Raw genomic sequence first — 15,112 nt, 5'->3', positions numbered from 1 at the left:
TCACGCACCGGTGACGACGACAGAGGTGTTCGGTTCCAGCTTGACGGTGCCGATCTTGCGGACATGGCTTTCAATCACATCCCAGATCTGCGGCCCTTCGGTCCCCTCATTGACCGAGGCCCAGCCCGCCACGACATAGTTGCGCGCCGGATCGATGGCCGAACCATCCTTGAGCAGGGTCATGTTGGTGACCCGCTGGCCGATCGGCCTGGACACGTCGATATGATAGCCCATGCCGCCGATGCGGACCATGTCGCCGCCCTGCTGGTAATAGGGGTCGGCGTTAAAGATGTTGTCGGCCACATCTTCCATGATCGTATGGATCATCTCACCCGACATTTCGGTGCGATAGCACGCGCCATAGGTCATCGAGGTGGCGTTGTGGATGTCTTCACGCGTGATCGCATCGCCCGGCAACAGCGTGGTGCCCCAGCGCACGCCCGGGCTCATGGCGATTTCGGCGTCGCGTTCCGACAGGATCGCCTCGCAGATCAGATCGTCCCAGGTGCCGTTGAAATTGCCGCGCCGATACAGCAGGCTTTCGGTCTGGCCCACGACCTCTTCCAGGTCCGCCTTGAAGGGCGCGCGTTCGGCATCGATCAGCGCGGCCATGTCGGCATCGGGCGTGATCACATCCGAGAAGATCGGGATCAGCTTGTGACGGAAGCCCATCATCCGGCCATCGCGCACGTCCAGATCGACGCGCGACACGAACTTGCCGTTTGACCCCGACGCGATCAGGATCGTGTCGCCGACCAGCACGGGTTCGGGCACCGCGTCATGGGTGTGGCCGGTCAGGATGACGTCGATCCCCCTGACGCGCGACACCATCTTGCGGTCCACGTCAAAGCCGTTGTGCGACAGGCAGACCACCAGATCGGCGCCCTCGGCGCGGACCTCATCCACCACCTGCTGCATGCGTTCTTCGCGGATGCCAAAGCTGTAGTCGGGGAACATCCACTTGGGGTTGGCGATCGGCATATAGGGGAAGGCCTGGCCGATCACCGCGATGCGCACACCGCCGCGTTCAAAGATCTTGTAGGGCTCGAACGCCGGTTCGTCCCATTCCGCGTCAAAAATGTTGGCGCCCAGGAAGGGGAACGGCAGGCTTTCGACGATTTCCTTCACCCGATCCTGACCAAAGGTCCATTCCCAGTGCGAGGTCATCGCATCGGTGCCAAGCGCGTTCATGATGTTGACCATGTCCTGACCCTTGGTCATCAACGAGGTCATCGAGCCATGCCAGGTATCGCCGCCGTCCAGCAACAGCGCCTCGGGGCGGGCGGCGCGGATTGCCTTGACCACGGTAGCGACCCGGTCCATGCCGCCCATCTTGCCGTAAGCCTTGGCCAGATCGGTGAAATTTTCATAGGTCAGGGCATAGGCCTCGGGGGTGCCGGGCTGGATGTCGAACATCTTCAGGAAATCGGTGCCCACCACATGCGGCGGCACGCCCTTGGCCTCGCCCACGCCCAGGTTGATCTCGGGTTCGCGGAAATAGATCGGCTTGGCCTGCGCGTGGATGTCGGTGATGTGGATCAGCGTCACATTGCCGAAATCGTCGAACTGCAGCAGCTGGTCCTGCGTCAGCGCCTGCTGCGCCATCGCGCGCGACCAGCGCGACAGCCCCGAGGCGCCCAGGATCGTCGAGGCCGCAAGGCTTGCCTGAATAAATTCCCGCCGGGAAATCATCCCATCTCTCCTTCGCTGTAGCGCGGCCCGCGGGCGCGCCGGTTCATTCCGAAAATTTCCTAACGAATTCAGCCTGATGGCGCCCCATCAGATCGAAAAAGTTGAATATGTTGCAAAGCGAAACGCGGGGCATGGGTCCGCCATGCCCCGCGGTGTTGTGTCAGTGACGGACGCCCGCCCCTTCGATATCCAGACCCTGGCCGCGCGAGGCGACGTAAAGTTCCAGTTCACGGAATTCCTGGCTGCCGGCGGCGAAGGTTTCGGCGCGGGTGTCGCGCACGCAGCCCACGAAACGCTGGTGGATCGACACCACGCCCGCATCCTTCAGACGATACAGCGGGAAGCCGTTGATCTGCCCCTGGCTGAGGTGGTCGGCGCGGATAAAGTTGCCCCAGTTGTCCTCATGGCAATTGGCACAGGACATTTCCAGCTGGCCGAAGCGGGTGTAATACATCTCTTTCCCGCGTTCCCAGAATTCGGCCGCGGGGCCGTCGATGGCCACGTTCATCGGCATCCCGCGCGATTGCAGCGAAATCGCCAGGGTCATGTTCTTCATGTCCTGGCTGTTCCACTTCCACGCCTCGGCGCCCATGCGGTTGGTGCGGCAGTCGTTGATGTAATCTTCCATCGACCACAACGCGCCGGCGGCATTCACCTTGGGCATGACGGCGCGCACGCCCTTCATGCTTTCCTCGATGTCACCGTGGCAATCCGCGCAGGACTTGTTTTCCGTGCCTTCGGCCACGGACCACTGATCCAGGCCCTGTTCCAGAAACACGAAATTCGGATTGTCGAAATCGTCCATCTGCATCTTGCGCGTGTCATCTTCGCGGAAGTGCCAGCCCGAATACAGCTCGGGCAGCGCGCCTTCCAGATGGGCGGGCGCCTCGGCGCGGGTCTTGATGGTGATTTCTTCGTTCACGACCAGCGTGTCATCGACCGGTTCGGCCCATGCGGCGCCCGCGCCAATGGCAAGCGCGGCGGCGGCGGCGATCGTGGTGCGGCTGTAGCGCAGCGTCATTTCCCTTGATCCTCCCTGGGTATCTCCCGCGCCCGAAATCCGGGCGCGGGGCTTTCCTGAGACCCGCGCTCCCTCACGCGGGACAAGCCGTCGGCTCAGGCGACCTCGATGGACTTGGCGTCCTCGTAGACCGAGCCGTCATCGTCGTACCAGGTGAACTTGAATTCGCCCGAGGCATCGACCTTGGCCTCGAATTCGAAGTAGGGGTTGGTCGACACGGCCGGTTCGATCGTGATGTCGATCACGTTCTGGCCGTTGAAGTCGCAGGTGAAGCGGTTGATGATCGAGCGCGGGATGACGTTGCCGTCCTTGTCCTTGCGCTGCCCCGATTCCATCGGGTGCGAGATCAGAGTCTTGAGCGTGACCACCTCGCCGGCCGAGGCCTTCGAGGGCACTTTCACGCGCGGTTTGACGTTGTCTGCCATGGTATCTCTCCTGGAATTCCGGGTCAGCCGCCGCAGCCGCCGATGGTGACCTTCACATTGGCCGAGGCCTGCACGAAGCTGCCGTCAGCCATCTTCGCCACCGCGACCACGTCCTGGGTCTGCGACAGGCGGATGCGGGTCGAGGCGGATTGCGAACCGGCCGCAGGACCAAAGTTGAAGGTGGCCACACCCGGCGTCGGGTTGCCGGCGGCAAAGATCGCGATGGCGACCGCGCCCGGGGCACTGACCGCAACCGGGACGGTGTTGCCGTTTTCCGCGATTTCGGGGGCGGTCAGGGTCAGCCCCTCGGTGCCCACGGCCGCCCCGCCGGTGAAGGCGGCGATCGCCTCTTCGGCGCCGGCCGCCATCGCACGCATCGGCAGCATGGAAGCGGCCACACCGCCCAGCGCAAGCCCAAGCGCCCCACGTCTGGAAAATTTCATCGTCATCTCCTCTCGATGTCTTGCGCCGATCACTCTTTGAGCGTCAGCAGATAGGCGACCACATCCTCGATCTGCTGGGCAGACAGGATGGGCTTCAGATCGGCAGGCGCCGCCTTGCCGGTGTAGGCATCCCCCGGCCGGATAAAGGGACCGGTCTTGTACATGCCGGGCATGAACGTGCCCTCGAACGTGTGCTTGGCATCGACGACCAGACCGCGCAGCTGCGCCTCGGTCCAGCGGTCGGCCGCACCGTCCAGCGCGGGGCCGATGTTGCCCTGAAAGGGCACATCCGGCATCGCGCCGATTTCATGGCAGGCAACGCAGTTGCCCAGCGCGTTGGTCGTCATGATCTTGGCGCCCGAGGCCGGATCGCCCGGGGTGCCGGTAAGGGATTCGGCGATGGCGCCATCCTCTTCCCATTTCACATCCATCGGGGCGACCTCGGCGGCCGCGGCACCTGCTGCGAGTGCGGCCGCAGCGGCGACCATCACGACGTGGCGTTTCATAGAAGACCTCCCTCTTCTTCCTTCGATTCTTATTTTGACGTGTGCGGCAAAAGATCGCAACCGAAAAATTCAAACATCTGCATATATGCGGCGCAGCAATGCGGGTGCGGCAGGACCGCACCCCGCCATCACGGCGCGCCACATCATTGCGAATTGACCTGGGATGCCAGGAACTTCTGGAAATTCTCGCCGCTTTCATAGCCGCGGTCCTTCACCCAGGTCAGCAGGGCGCGGGTCGTTCCCTTGCCAAAGGCACCGGGCATGGTGGCCACGGCGGCGCGCGCGGCCATCGTGTCTTCGGGCACCTCTTCGGGCAGGAACATCATCGTGGGTGTGAACATGACGCCCCATTTCATCGCCATGTCCTTTTCGGCGCGGGTATCGCCGTCGAAATCGGTGACCTCGACATCGCCGAACAGGTTCAGCTGGACGACAAAGTAATGATCCTCGATCAGCTGGGTGATCCCGGGGTCGGGAAAGACCTCTTCATGCATCTTGGTGCAATAGATGCAGCCGCGCTGTTCAAAGATCACCAGCAGGCGCTTGCCCTCGGCATTGGCCTCGGCCAGATCCTCGCGCAGGTCCTTGAAGGTGTCGCGCATCCAGGGCGTCTTGTGCAGCCCGTCATCGCCCAGTTCCGCCGCCCCCGCGGGCACGGCAAGGGCCAGGGCCAGAAGGGCCGCGGTGAACATCTGACGCATGGTTATTCCTCCCTCAACGCGGCTGTCAGCCAAGGCTGGTGATGCCCGGCATCCAGCGGATCATGAAATCGGCGATATAGCTGAGCGATCCGGTCGCGATCAGCACCGCAAAGACAATCAGCATCGCCCCCATCACCTTTTCGACATGGCCCAGCTTCGCCCGGTGGCGATTCATGAAGGCCAGGAAGGGCCGCGCGAAAAACGCCGCCAGCACGAAGGGCGCGGTCATCCCCACCCCGTAGAAAAACAGCAAGATGGCACCGCGCGACACCTCGCCCATGCCCGAGGCCACCATCAGGATCGCCGCCAGCGCCGGCCCCACGCAGGGCGTCCAGCCAAAGCCGAAGGCCAGCCCCATGACATAGGCCCCGATCACGTTTGAGGGATCGGTCTTCGCTTCCAGCCGCGCTTCGCGATACAGAAAGGGAATCCGCAGGATGCCCAGAAAATGCAGGCCGAACAGAAACAGGATGGCCGCCGCCACATAGGACAAGGGTTCCATCCACTGCCGGAAGGCCTGGCCCAATGCGGTGGCGCCCATGCCCATCAGCATGAAGATCGTGGTCACCCCCAGCGCGAAGGCCACCGCCGAAAACACCAGCCGGCGTTGCGCGCCCGGGGCGATCTGGCCATTGCCGCGCAGTTCGGCCATGGAAATCCCGCCCATGTAGGACAGATAGAACGGAACCATCGGCAGGATGCACGGGGTCAGGAACGACAGGATACCCGCCAGAAGCGCGCCACCATAGGTCGGATCGATCAGCATGTTTCCTCCACCCGGGATCGATTCCTTGATCGAGACCCTTAAACACATTACAATCCTTATATGTAAAAGGGGGTGCGTCAATGATGCGCATTGCAATTCGAACAATTCTGATGTGCGCGCTGGCGGTCGCCCCCCTGCCCGCGCTGTCCGACAGCTTTCGGTTGCTGATGGTCGAACAGTCCGGCTGCGTGTATTGCCGGATGTGGAAAAACGACATCGGTCCGATCTACCCCAAGACCCCCGAAGGCGCGCTGGCACCGCTGGAAATGGTGCAGCTGCGCGGCGACTGGCCCGAAGGCGTGGTGATCGGCGCGCGCCCGGCCTTCACCCCCACCTTCCTGCTGCTGAAGGACAACATCGAGGTCGCCCGGATCGAGGGCTATCCGGGCGAGGATTTCTTTTGGGGGCTGCTGGGCATGGCGCTGCGCGACAACGGCGCGGCACTGCCCGTGACGCAATGATGTCCCGCGCGAACAAGCGCGCGTGACACTCGATTCTTCCAAAGGCCCGTGCTAAGGGCTGCACATTGCGCCACCAGCGCATGAACACAGGGAAGGACGGGCGGTGCAGGACATGGCACCAGACGGACAGAACAGACCAGCCGGAACCGCCCCGCAGATGGCGGACCGCTGCATGCGCCTTGATGCCGAAGAACTGATCGGCCGCGCCCAGGATGCGGCCAATCTGCTGAAGGCGCTGGCCCATGAAGGGCGGCTGATGATCATGTGCCACCTGACCTCGGGCGAGAAATCGGTGACCGAGCTTGAGACCTTGCTGGATTCGCGGCAGGCCGCGGTCAGCCAGCAACTGGCCCGGCTGCGGCTGGAAGGGCTGGTCAGCTGCCGGCGCGAGGGCAAGGCGATCTATTATTCGCTCAGCGATCCGAAGGCCGCGCGCATCGTCGCGCTGGTCTATGACATGTTCTGCGGCGCGGACTGACGCAAGGCGCGGATGCCGCCACGACGGCGCCGCCCGAAGGGGGAGTGGACGGATGAACGACATCCCGATGGATGCGCTGTCGGCGCTTGTGGGGCTGATCGGCGGGCTGGTGCTGGGCCTGGCGGCGCGGCTGGGTGATTTCTGCACGCTGGGCGCGCTGGAACGTGCGGCCTATGGGGCGGATCAGCGCCGGTTGCGGCTGTGGGGGGTCGTGCTGGCGGTAGCGATCGGTGGCGCCTTCCTGGCCGAGACGGCGGGCCTGGCCGATCTGACCGCGACCTTCTACCTGACGCTGGAATGGAACCCGCTGGCCTCGATCGTGGGCGGGCTGATGTTTGGCTATGGCATGGCAATGGCGGGCAATTGCGGCTTTGGCGCGCTGGTGCGCTTTGGCGGGGGCGATCTGCGCAGCCTGGTGATCGTGGTGGTAATGGGCATCTTCGCCTTCGTCACCCTGTCGGGGCCGCTGGGACCGCTGCGCAGCTTCCTGTTCGAACAGCTGGAAACACCCGAACCGCAGGGCATCGCGCATTGGCTGGCCGCCCGGACCGGGCTTGCGCCGGTCACCTTTGCGCTGCCGGTGGCGGCGGGCTTTCTGATCTGGGCGCTGGCCCATGCGCCGCTGCGCCGCGACACGCGCCGCATTGCCTGGGGCGTGGCGGCGGGGCTGGCGGTGGTCTGGTGCCTGGTCGGCACCAGCTTTGTCTGGCGCGAATCGCTGGGCGCGGTGGGGGTTGAGGCACCGTCCTTCACCGCCCCCCTGGGCCGCACGATCCTGTATTTCATGACCTCGACCGCCGGTGGCATCACCTTTTCGGTGGGCATGGTCGCGGGCGTCCTGGCCGGGGCCTTTTCGGGGTCGCTGCTACGGGGGATGTTCCGCTGGGAGGCCTGCGAAGACCCGCGGGAACTTGGCCGCCAGGTGTCGGGCGCGGCGCTTATGGGCATCGGCGGCACCATCGCACTTGGCTGTTCGGTGGGTCAGGGGGTGTCGGCCATGTCGGTCCTGGCCTTTTCCGCCCCTGTGACGCTGGGCGCGATCATCGTGGGCGGGCTGGTCGGGCTGCGCCAGCTGATCGGCGGCTTCCAACCGGAATAGGGCCGCGGGCCCGCGCCCCCTGCCCGTCTGATCAAGAACAAAGCGGCGGGCCCCCCGGGTCCCGCCGCTTTTTCCGTCATGCCCGGCCTTCCCGGACCGGACCCGGATCAGGTGCGAAACACCCGATAGATCGCCGGGATCACAAGCACCGTCAGCAGGGTTGAACTCAGCAACCCGAACAGCAGCGCGATCGCCAGCCCCTGAAAGATCGGGTCCGCCAGGATCACCGCCGCCCCGATCATCGCCGCCACCGCCGTCAGCAGGATCGGCTTGAAACGGATCGCGCCGGCCTCGATCAGGATGTCGGTCAGGGTCTTGCCGCTGCGGTCCGCGTGGCGGATGAAATCGACCAGAAGGATCGAGTTGCGCACAATGATCCCCGCCAGCGCGATGAAGCCGATCATCGAGGGCGCGGAAAACGGCGCGTCAAACAGCCAGTGCCCGCCCATGATCCCCAGGAAGGTCAGCGGGATCGGCGTCAGGATCACCAGCGGCAGCTTGAAGCTGCCGAATTGCGCCACGACCAGGATATAGATCCCCAGAAGCGCCACCGCGAAGGCCGCGCCCATGTCGCGGAAGGTGACCCAGGTCACTTCCCATTCACCATCCCACAGAAGCGTGACGACCGTTTCATCCTCGGGCTGGCCATTCAGCCGCACCACCGGCTTTTGCCCCGGGGCCCAGTCCATCGCGTTCAGCGCATCCGACACGGCGATCATGCCATAAAGCGGTGCTTCAAAATCACCGGCAAGTTCCGCCTGCACCATTTCCGCCGCGCGCCCGTTGTGGCGGAAGATCGGAAAGCTGGCGCGTTCCCCGGTCACGGTGACGACATCGCCCAGTTCCACCACCCCGCGCGCGCCAGGCAGCAGGTTGGCCGGGATCGGGGTGGACAGCGTGGTTTCATCCATCACCCGCGCGCCCTTGGCCCGTTCCATCACGATGGGCAGCGGCGCGCGCCCCTCGCCCCGGTGCGAATAGCCGACCGTGGTGGACCCGTTCAGCAGGCCCAGCGTGTCAAAGACATCGCCTTCCTGCACCTCGAAGAATTCCAGATCGTCGGAATTCACCGTCGCGCGCAGGCGCCGCGCCTGGGTGCCAAAGCTGTCGTCCACATCGACGATGAAGGGCACCTGTTCGAACGCCTGCCGGATTTTCGCCGCCGCCGCGCGCCGGGTGTCGCCATCGGGCCCATAAACCTCGGCCAGCAGGGTCGAGATCACCGGCGGCCCGGGCGGGGATTCCACCGTCTTCAGGCTGACGCCTTCAGGCAGGTCCAGCGCCAGCACCCGCGCCCGCACCTCAAGCGCCACATCGTGGCTGGTGCGGTCACGGTCCGATTTCGGCACAAGGTTGATCTGCACATCACCCTGATGCGGCAGATTACGCAGATAGTAATGCCGCACCAGCCCGTTGAAGTTGAAGGGCGCGGCGGCCCCCGCATGGGTCTGGACGCTGACCACCTCGGGCATTTCGGTGACGGTGGCGGCAACCGCCTGCGCCACGGCATCGGTATCCTCGACGCTGGACCCTTCGGGCATGTCGATCACCACCGACAGTTCCGACTTGTTGTCGAAGGGCAGCAGCTTCACCGTCACGTCCTTGGTATACAGCAGCCCCAGCGAGCCGAAGGACAAAACGATCGTCACGATCAGGAAGGTCCAGGCGGACCGTTTGCTGGCCAGCACCCGGCGCGCCACGACGCGATAGATCGCGCCCAGCCGCCCGCCATGTTCGCCCTCGTCATGATGCAGTGGCGCCTTGCCCGCGATCTTGACCATCAGCCAGGGCGTGATGATCACCGCGACGAAGAAGGAAAAGATCATCGCCGCCGAGGCATTGGCCGGAATCGGCGACATGTAGGGCCCCATCAGGCCCGACACGAACAGCATCGGCAACAGCGCCGCCACAACGGTCAGCGTCGCCACGATGGTCGGGTTGCCGACCTCGGCCACGGCGGTGATCGCCTTGTCCATCCGGCTGCCCGGCCCCTTCAGGCCCCAGTGGCGGGCGATGTTTTCAATCACCACGATGGCGTCATCGACCAGGATGCCGATGGAAAAGATCAGCGCGAACAGGCTGATCCGGTTCAGCGTGTAGCCCATGATCCAGGCGGCAAACAGCGTCAGCAGGATCGTCACCGGAATGACGATCGCCACCACGATGGATTCGCGCCAGCCGATGGCGAAGAACACCAGCGCGATGATCGACACGGTGGCAAGACCCAGGTGGAACAGTAGTTCATTGGCCTTTTCATTGGCCGTCTCGCCATAGTCGCGGGTGATCTGCACCTCGATGCCCGCGGGGATCAGATGGCCCTGCAACTCCTGAACCTTGTGCAACACCTCTTCGGCGACGACCACCGCATTGGCGCCCGCGCGCTTGGCGATGGCCAGCGTCACCGCAGGCGTGCGGGTCAGCCCGTCTTCGCCGCGCGTCACATTGGCGACGATATGATCGGATGTGTCGGCCACATAGCTGACATCGGCCACATCGGCCACATAGACGGGCCGCCCGTCGCGCGCGGTCAGCAACAGGCCCGCGATTTCCGACGGCGCGGTCAGGGTCTGGCCCGCGACAAGGCCGATCTGCTGGCCGCCATCGCGCAGCGTGCCGGTGGCAAAGGCGCGGTTGGCCTGGCCGACCTTGTAGGACAGCTGCTGCAGCGTGATACCATACAGCGCCAGCTTTTCCGGGTCGGGGGCGATGCGGATCGCCTCGCGCGCCTCGCCGACGATATAGGTCAGGCCGACGTTCTCGATCTTGGTGACCTCGGCCTGCAATTCGCGCGCGATACGGGTCAGTTCGTTCGCGGCCACGCCCTGGCCCGACAGGGTCAGCGACACGATCGCCACATCGTCGATGCCGCGCGCCACGATCATCGGCTCGGCAATGCCCACGGGCATCCGGTCGACATTGGCGCGCACCTTTTCATGCACCCGCAGGATCGCCGCATCGGCCGAAGTGCCCACCAGAAAGCGCGCCATCACCAGCGCGTAATCGTCAAACGTCTGGGAATAGACGTGCTCGACCTCATTGATGCCCTTGACGATGGTCTCCATCGGCTCGGTCACCAGCTTGACCGCATCCTCGGCCTTCAGCCCCGGCGCGTGGATGTGGATGTCGACCATCGGCACGGAAATCTGCGGCTCTTCCTCACGCGGGAGTGACACCAGCGCGACAAGACCCACCGCCAAGGCCGCCAGGATCATCAGCGGCGTCAACGCCGAGGCGATGAACCCCTTGGTCAGACGCCCCGCGATCCCCAGATTTTCTTCTGTTGTTTCAGCCACCTGGCGATCACTGCTCATGTGCCACCACCGTTTCGCCGCCGGTCAGACCGCTGAGGATCTCAACCATGTCCACCCCGTTTTCCACGCTGCGCGCCCCCGGCACCACCGCGCGTTCCATGCGCGCGCCGTCGCGCTCGACCAGAACGAAATCCAGGCCCGAGCGGGTCTCGATCAGGCTGGCGGGCAGCATGATCGCCTGGCGCTTGCCCATCGGCAGGCGCACCAGCACACGCGCATCGACAAAGGCCGCATCCAGTTCGGGCACCTCGACATCGGCCACCACGCGGCCGTTTTCGATCTGCGGATAGACCTTGGCCAACGTGCCCTGCGCCGCCCCGTTCGCGGTCTCGATGCTGATCGCATCGCCCTGCCGCATCACATCGGCATGGCGTTCGGGCACGGCCACGCGCAGAAAGAACCCGCCGCCGCCGATGGTTGCCACCACCTCGCCCGGCATCACGACCGCGCCCACCGCGACCGGCACATTCAGCACCCGCCCCGAAATCGGCGCCAGAACCGTGCCCTCGGCCGTCTGTTGTTCCACAACCTGCCGCTGGGCACGCTGCGCCTCGATCTGACCTTTCACGACATCGACCTGGGTGCGCAGCGCATCCAGCCGCTGCGCCGTGGTCACGCCACGCGCCAGCAATTCCTCGCCCCGCGTCAACTCGGCCTCGGCATTGGTCAGCTGCGCCCCCAGCGCCTGCAACTGCGCATCGATCGCGCCCAGCTGGAACACCAGCTTTTCATCGACGATCCGACCCAGCGGCTGGCCCGCCTGCACCACATCGCCTTCGGACACCGCCAGTTCGACCAGCGTGCCCCCCAGCCGCGCCCGCGCGGGGATCATGTCGCGCGCCTCGACCCGGCCATAGACGGCCTTCCAGTCGGTCACCTCGACCGGGGCCACAGTCACCGCCCCCTGCGCCCGCGCCGCAAGGGGCGCCACAAGGGGCAAGGTCAGGGCGCACAGCGCCAGCGGCAGAAACACGGATTTCATCACTTACCCCTCCGTCCGGTCGACCCGGGTGGCGGGCCCTTAACATTCCGGTTCTTGAATGTGTAACCGGATACACCGAAATTCAACCCCTTCGCAAGCCATGTTGCAATGATCCGCGTCAAGTCCGGGCCTTCGTGGGTCTTTCGCGCGACAGTTCCTTGGGCTACACGATGGCCCAGTAACCAGAGGTGATCCCATGCACGACATCCGCGCGATCCGCGAAAATCCCGCCAGCTTTGACGCAGCCCTGGGCCGCCGGGGCCTGCCGCCGATGTCGCCCGCGATCCTGTCGCTGGATGAGGCGCGCCGCGCCGCGATCCTGGCCGCCGAAACCGCACAGGCCGCACAGAACGCCGCCTCGAAAGAGGTGGGCGCGGCCAAGACCCGCGGCGATGACGCGGAATTCGAACGCCTGCGCGCGCTGGTGGCCGAAAAGAAGGCCGAGGTTGCCGCGATGCAGGCCGAGGCGGGGGCCCGGGACGCCGAACTGCGCGACCTGCTGCTGCAGGTGCCGAACCTGCCGCTCGACGATGTGCCCCAGGGCGCGGATGAGGCCGGGAATGTCGAAATCCACCGCCGCGGCACCCCGCGCGCCTTTGATTTCCAGCCGCTGGAACATTACCAGCTGCCCGCCGTCGGCCGCGCGATGGATTTCGAAACAGCCGCGAAACTGTCGGGCGCGCGTTTCGTGGTGCTGCGCGGGGGCGTGGCGCGCGTGCACCGGGCGCTGGCGCAATTCATGCTGGACCTGCATACCGAAGAACACGGCCTGACCGAGAACATCACCCCCGTCCTGGTCCGCGATGAGGCGATGCTGGGCACCGGCCAGCTGCCGAAATTCGCCGAGGACAGCTATCAGACCACCAATGGCTGGTGGCTGATCCCCACCGCCGAGGTGACGCTGACCAACTATGTGCTGGGCGAAACGGTCGACGCGACCGGCCTGCCGATGCGCATGGTCGCCCATACCAACTGCTTCCGCTCCGAGGCGGGGTCTGCGGGCAAGGACACCGCCGGCATGCTGCGCCAGCATCAGTTCGAAAAGGTCGAGATGGTTACCATCTGCCACCCCGAGAATGCGGTCGCGGAACATGAACGCATGGTCGGCTGCGCCGAAACCGTGCTCGACCGGCTGGACCTGCCCTTCCGCCGGATCGTTCTGTGCACCGGCGACATGGGGTTCGGCGCGCAAAAAACCTATGATCTGGAAGTCTGGCTGCCCGGCCAGAACACCTACCGCGAAATCAGCTCGGTTTCCACCTGCGGCACCTTCCAGGCGCGGCGGATGAACGCGCGCTACAAGCCCGCAGGCGGTGGCAAGCCGGAATTCCTGGCCACGCTGAACGGCTCGGGGCTGGCGGTGGGGCGCTGCCTGATCGCAGTGCTGGAAAACGGGCAAGAGGCCGATGGCTCGGTCACCCTGCCAGCCGCGCTGCACCCCTATCTGGGCGGCAAGACCCGGCTGGTCGACGGAAACCTGGTCTGAGCGGGCGAAAACTGAACCGGCGGGCGTGATCCGGGCGCTGACCGGCATCATCGTGGTCAACCTGCCGGCGGCCCCGTGATCGCTGGCCCCTGATCCCTTGCCCAATGATTGCTGGCGCTGCGGCGGTGGCAGCGGTTGCGCTGGCCTTTGCCGCAAAACCGCTGCTGGCTTCTTCTTGGCACCAAATACTCCCGCCGGAGGCTCCCGACCCGGGGGGCCTCAGCCTTTCGGCCTGGAGGTAAGGCCCCGCGCCTTGCGCTCTTCGTGCTTCTTGGCATCGACGTGCTTTTTCAGCCGCGAGGGGATCGATTTCTTCTTGTCCTTGAACGGGTTTTTCGAACCCTGATCGCGGAAGGTCAGCCGGATCGGCGTGCCCGGCATGTCAAAGGTCTCACGCAGGCCATTGACCAGATAGCGCGAATAGCTTTCGGGCAGCTTGTCGACATGCGTGGCCATCACCACAAAGCCCGGCGGCCGGGTTTTCACCTGGGTCATGTAGCGCAGCTTGATGCGCCGCCCGCCCGGCGCCGGCGGGGGATGCGCCTCGGTCATCGTGCCCAGCCACTGGTTCAGCCTGGCGGTGGTGATGCGGCGGTTCCAGACCTGATGCGCCTTCATGATGGCGTTGTGCAGCCGGTCCAGCCCCTTGCCGGTCTTGGCCGAAACGGTGACCAGCGGCGCCCCGCGCAGCTGCGGCAACAGCCGTTCAAACGCCTCGCGCAGCTCCTTCAGCTTTTCGGGCTTGTCCTCTTCCAGATCCCACTTGTTCGCGGCGACCACGACGGCGCGGCCCTCGGTCTCGGCGAAATCGGCGATGCGCAGGTCCTGCTGCTCGAACGGGATGCCCACATCCAGCAGCACGACGACCACCTCGGCAAAGCGCACCGCACGCAGGCCATCGGCCACCGACAGCTTTTCCAGCTTGTCATTGACACGCGCCTTCTTGCGCATGCCGGCCGTGTCCCAGATCCGCATCGGCGTGCCCATGAACTCGGTCCGCACGGAAATTGCGTCGCGGGTGATCCCGGCCTCGGGGCCGGTCAGCAGGCGATCCTCGCCGATGATCTTGTTGATCAGCGTCGATTTGCCCGCATTCGGCCGCCCGATCACCGCCAGTTGCAGGGGCTTGGCCTTGGTGGGGGCGTGATAGACGCCCTCATCCTCGGACCCTTCCTCGATGTCCACATCGGTTTCAGGGGCGTCCAGCGCGGCCTTGGCCTCAAATTCCTCGGCCAGCGGCAGCAGAACGCGGTAAAGATCGTCCATGCCCTCGCCATGTTCGGCCGACAGCTTCAGCGGCTCGCCCAGCCCCAGGGACCAGCCCTCGGTGGCGCCCGCATCGCCCGCATGACCCTCGGCCTTGTTGGCGGCCAGAATCACATGGGCGTTCTTCTTGCGCAGGATGTCGGCAAAGATTTCATCCGCCGGGGTGACGCCCACGCGCGCGTCGATCACGAACAGGCAGATGTCGGCCTCTTCCACCGCGCGTTCGGTCAGCCGCCGCATCCGGCCCTGCAGGCTGTCATCCTCGGCCAGTTCCAGACCGGCGGAATCGATCACCACAAAGCGCAGATCGCCCAGCCGCGCTTCGCCCTCGCGCAGGTCGCGGGTGACACCGGGGGTATCGTCGACCAGTGCCAGGCGCTTGCCGACAAGGCGGTTGAACAGCGTGGATTTGCCCACGTTCGGGCGGCCGACAATGGCCAGGGTGAAGCTCATGATGCCCTCCTTGGGCGGACGC

The 15,112-nt window shown here is 65.1% G+C and carries 14 protein-coding genes; 4 read left to right on the top strand and 10 right to left on the bottom strand.

Features of this window, described 5'->3' with window-relative positions; genetic code table 11:
* The 7 genes from soxB to ACK8OU_RS11065 all read right to left on the bottom strand — a co-directional run bounded on the left by soxB (position 1) and on the right by ACK8OU_RS11065 (position 5,551).
* The gene (gene soxB / locus ACK8OU_RS11095) at positions 1-1,692 is read right to left on the bottom strand and encodes a thiosulfohydrolase SoxB (protein WP_410303487.1); all 1,692 of its coding nucleotides are present in this window, start codon (positions 1,690-1,692) and stop codon (positions 1-3) included.
* 160 nt (positions 1,693-1,852) lie between these two features.
* Positions 1,853-2,713, bottom strand: coding sequence for a sulfur oxidation c-type cytochrome SoxA (gene soxA / locus ACK8OU_RS11090; RefSeq protein ID WP_410303486.1), 861 nt, complete (start codon positions 2,711-2,713; stop codon positions 1,853-1,855).
* A gap of 95 nt (positions 2,714-2,808) precedes the next feature.
* The gene (gene soxZ / locus ACK8OU_RS11085; protein ID WP_410303485.1) at positions 2,809-3,138 is read right to left on the bottom strand and encodes a thiosulfate oxidation carrier complex protein SoxZ; all 330 of its coding nucleotides are present in this window, start codon (positions 3,136-3,138) and stop codon (positions 2,809-2,811) included.
* Between the two features lie 23 nt (positions 3,139-3,161).
* Complete coding sequence (gene soxY / locus ACK8OU_RS11080; RefSeq protein ID WP_410303484.1) at positions 3,162-3,581, bottom strand: thiosulfate oxidation carrier protein SoxY; 420 nt, start codon at positions 3,579-3,581, stop codon at positions 3,162-3,164.
* Between the two features lie 29 nt (positions 3,582-3,610).
* A complete protein-coding gene (gene soxX / locus ACK8OU_RS11075; protein WP_410303483.1) occupies positions 3,611-4,087 on the bottom strand; it encodes a sulfur oxidation c-type cytochrome SoxX in 477 nt (158 codons plus the stop codon).
* 143 nt (positions 4,088-4,230) lie between these two features.
* Positions 4,231-4,788, bottom strand: coding sequence for a SoxW family protein (locus ACK8OU_RS11070; RefSeq protein WP_410303482.1), 558 nt, complete (start codon positions 4,786-4,788; stop codon positions 4,231-4,233).
* A 25-nt stretch (positions 4,789-4,813) separates the two neighbouring features.
* Positions 4,814-5,551 (bottom strand): cytochrome c biogenesis CcdA family protein, encoded by a 738-nt coding sequence (locus tag ACK8OU_RS11065; RefSeq protein ID WP_410303527.1) that lies wholly within the window; start codon positions 5,549-5,551, stop codon positions 4,814-4,816.
* Positions 5,552-5,634: 83 nt separating this feature from the next.
* Between ACK8OU_RS11065 and ACK8OU_RS11060 the strand changes: the two genes are divergently transcribed.
* The 3 genes from ACK8OU_RS11060 to ACK8OU_RS11050 all read left to right on the top strand — a co-directional run bounded on the left by ACK8OU_RS11060 (position 5,635) and on the right by ACK8OU_RS11050 (position 7,592).
* Entirely contained in the window at positions 5,635-6,015 is a 381-nt protein-coding gene (locus tag ACK8OU_RS11060) for a thioredoxin family protein (protein ID WP_410303481.1), read from the top strand.
* 157 nt (positions 6,016-6,172) lie between these two features.
* Positions 6,173-6,493 (top strand): ArsR/SmtB family transcription factor, encoded by a 321-nt coding sequence (locus ACK8OU_RS11055; protein ID WP_250045336.1) that lies wholly within the window; start codon positions 6,173-6,175, stop codon positions 6,491-6,493.
* Between the two features lie 52 nt (positions 6,494-6,545).
* Positions 6,546-7,592, top strand: a complete 1,047-nt coding sequence (locus ACK8OU_RS11050; protein ID WP_410303480.1) for a YeeE/YedE family protein — start codon at positions 6,546-6,548, stop codon at positions 7,590-7,592.
* Between the two features lie 107 nt (positions 7,593-7,699).
* On the opposite strand, the gene ACK8OU_RS11045 is transcribed toward ACK8OU_RS11050, so the two are convergent.
* Both ACK8OU_RS11045 and ACK8OU_RS11040 read right to left on the bottom strand, forming a co-directional pair.
* Positions 7,700-10,903 (bottom strand): efflux RND transporter permease subunit, encoded by a 3,204-nt coding sequence (locus ACK8OU_RS11045; protein ID WP_410303479.1) that lies wholly within the window; start codon positions 10,901-10,903, stop codon positions 7,700-7,702.
* Positions 10,893-11,885 carry an efflux RND transporter periplasmic adaptor subunit gene (locus ACK8OU_RS11040; RefSeq protein ID WP_410303478.1) on the bottom strand — a complete coding sequence of 331 codons (993 nt, stop codon included), beginning with the start codon at positions 11,883-11,885 and terminating at the stop codon, positions 10,893-10,895. Before ACK8OU_RS11040 ends, ACK8OU_RS11045 begins: the two co-directional genes overlap by 11 nt.
* Positions 11,886-12,081: 196 nt before the next feature.
* On the opposite strand from ACK8OU_RS11040, the gene serS reads away from it, so the two are divergent.
* Entirely contained in the window at positions 12,082-13,371 is a 1,290-nt protein-coding gene (gene serS / locus ACK8OU_RS11035; protein WP_410303477.1) for a serine--tRNA ligase, read from the top strand.
* A gap of 219 nt (positions 13,372-13,590) precedes the next feature.
* On the opposite strand, the gene der is transcribed toward serS, so the two are convergent.
* Positions 13,591-15,090 (bottom strand): ribosome biogenesis GTPase Der, encoded by a 1,500-nt coding sequence (der, locus tag ACK8OU_RS11030; RefSeq protein WP_410303476.1) that lies wholly within the window; start codon positions 15,088-15,090, stop codon positions 13,591-13,593.
* Positions 15,091-15,112: the final 22 nt, after the last annotated feature.

The organism is Pontitalea aquivivens, from assembly GCF_046507575.1.
Lineage (GTDB): Bacteria > Pseudomonadota > Alphaproteobacteria > Rhodobacterales > Rhodobacteraceae > Pontitalea > Pontitalea aquivivens.
The sequence above is the reverse complement of the archived record's forward strand: the minus strand, read 5'-3'. Positions and strand labels throughout refer to the sequence as shown.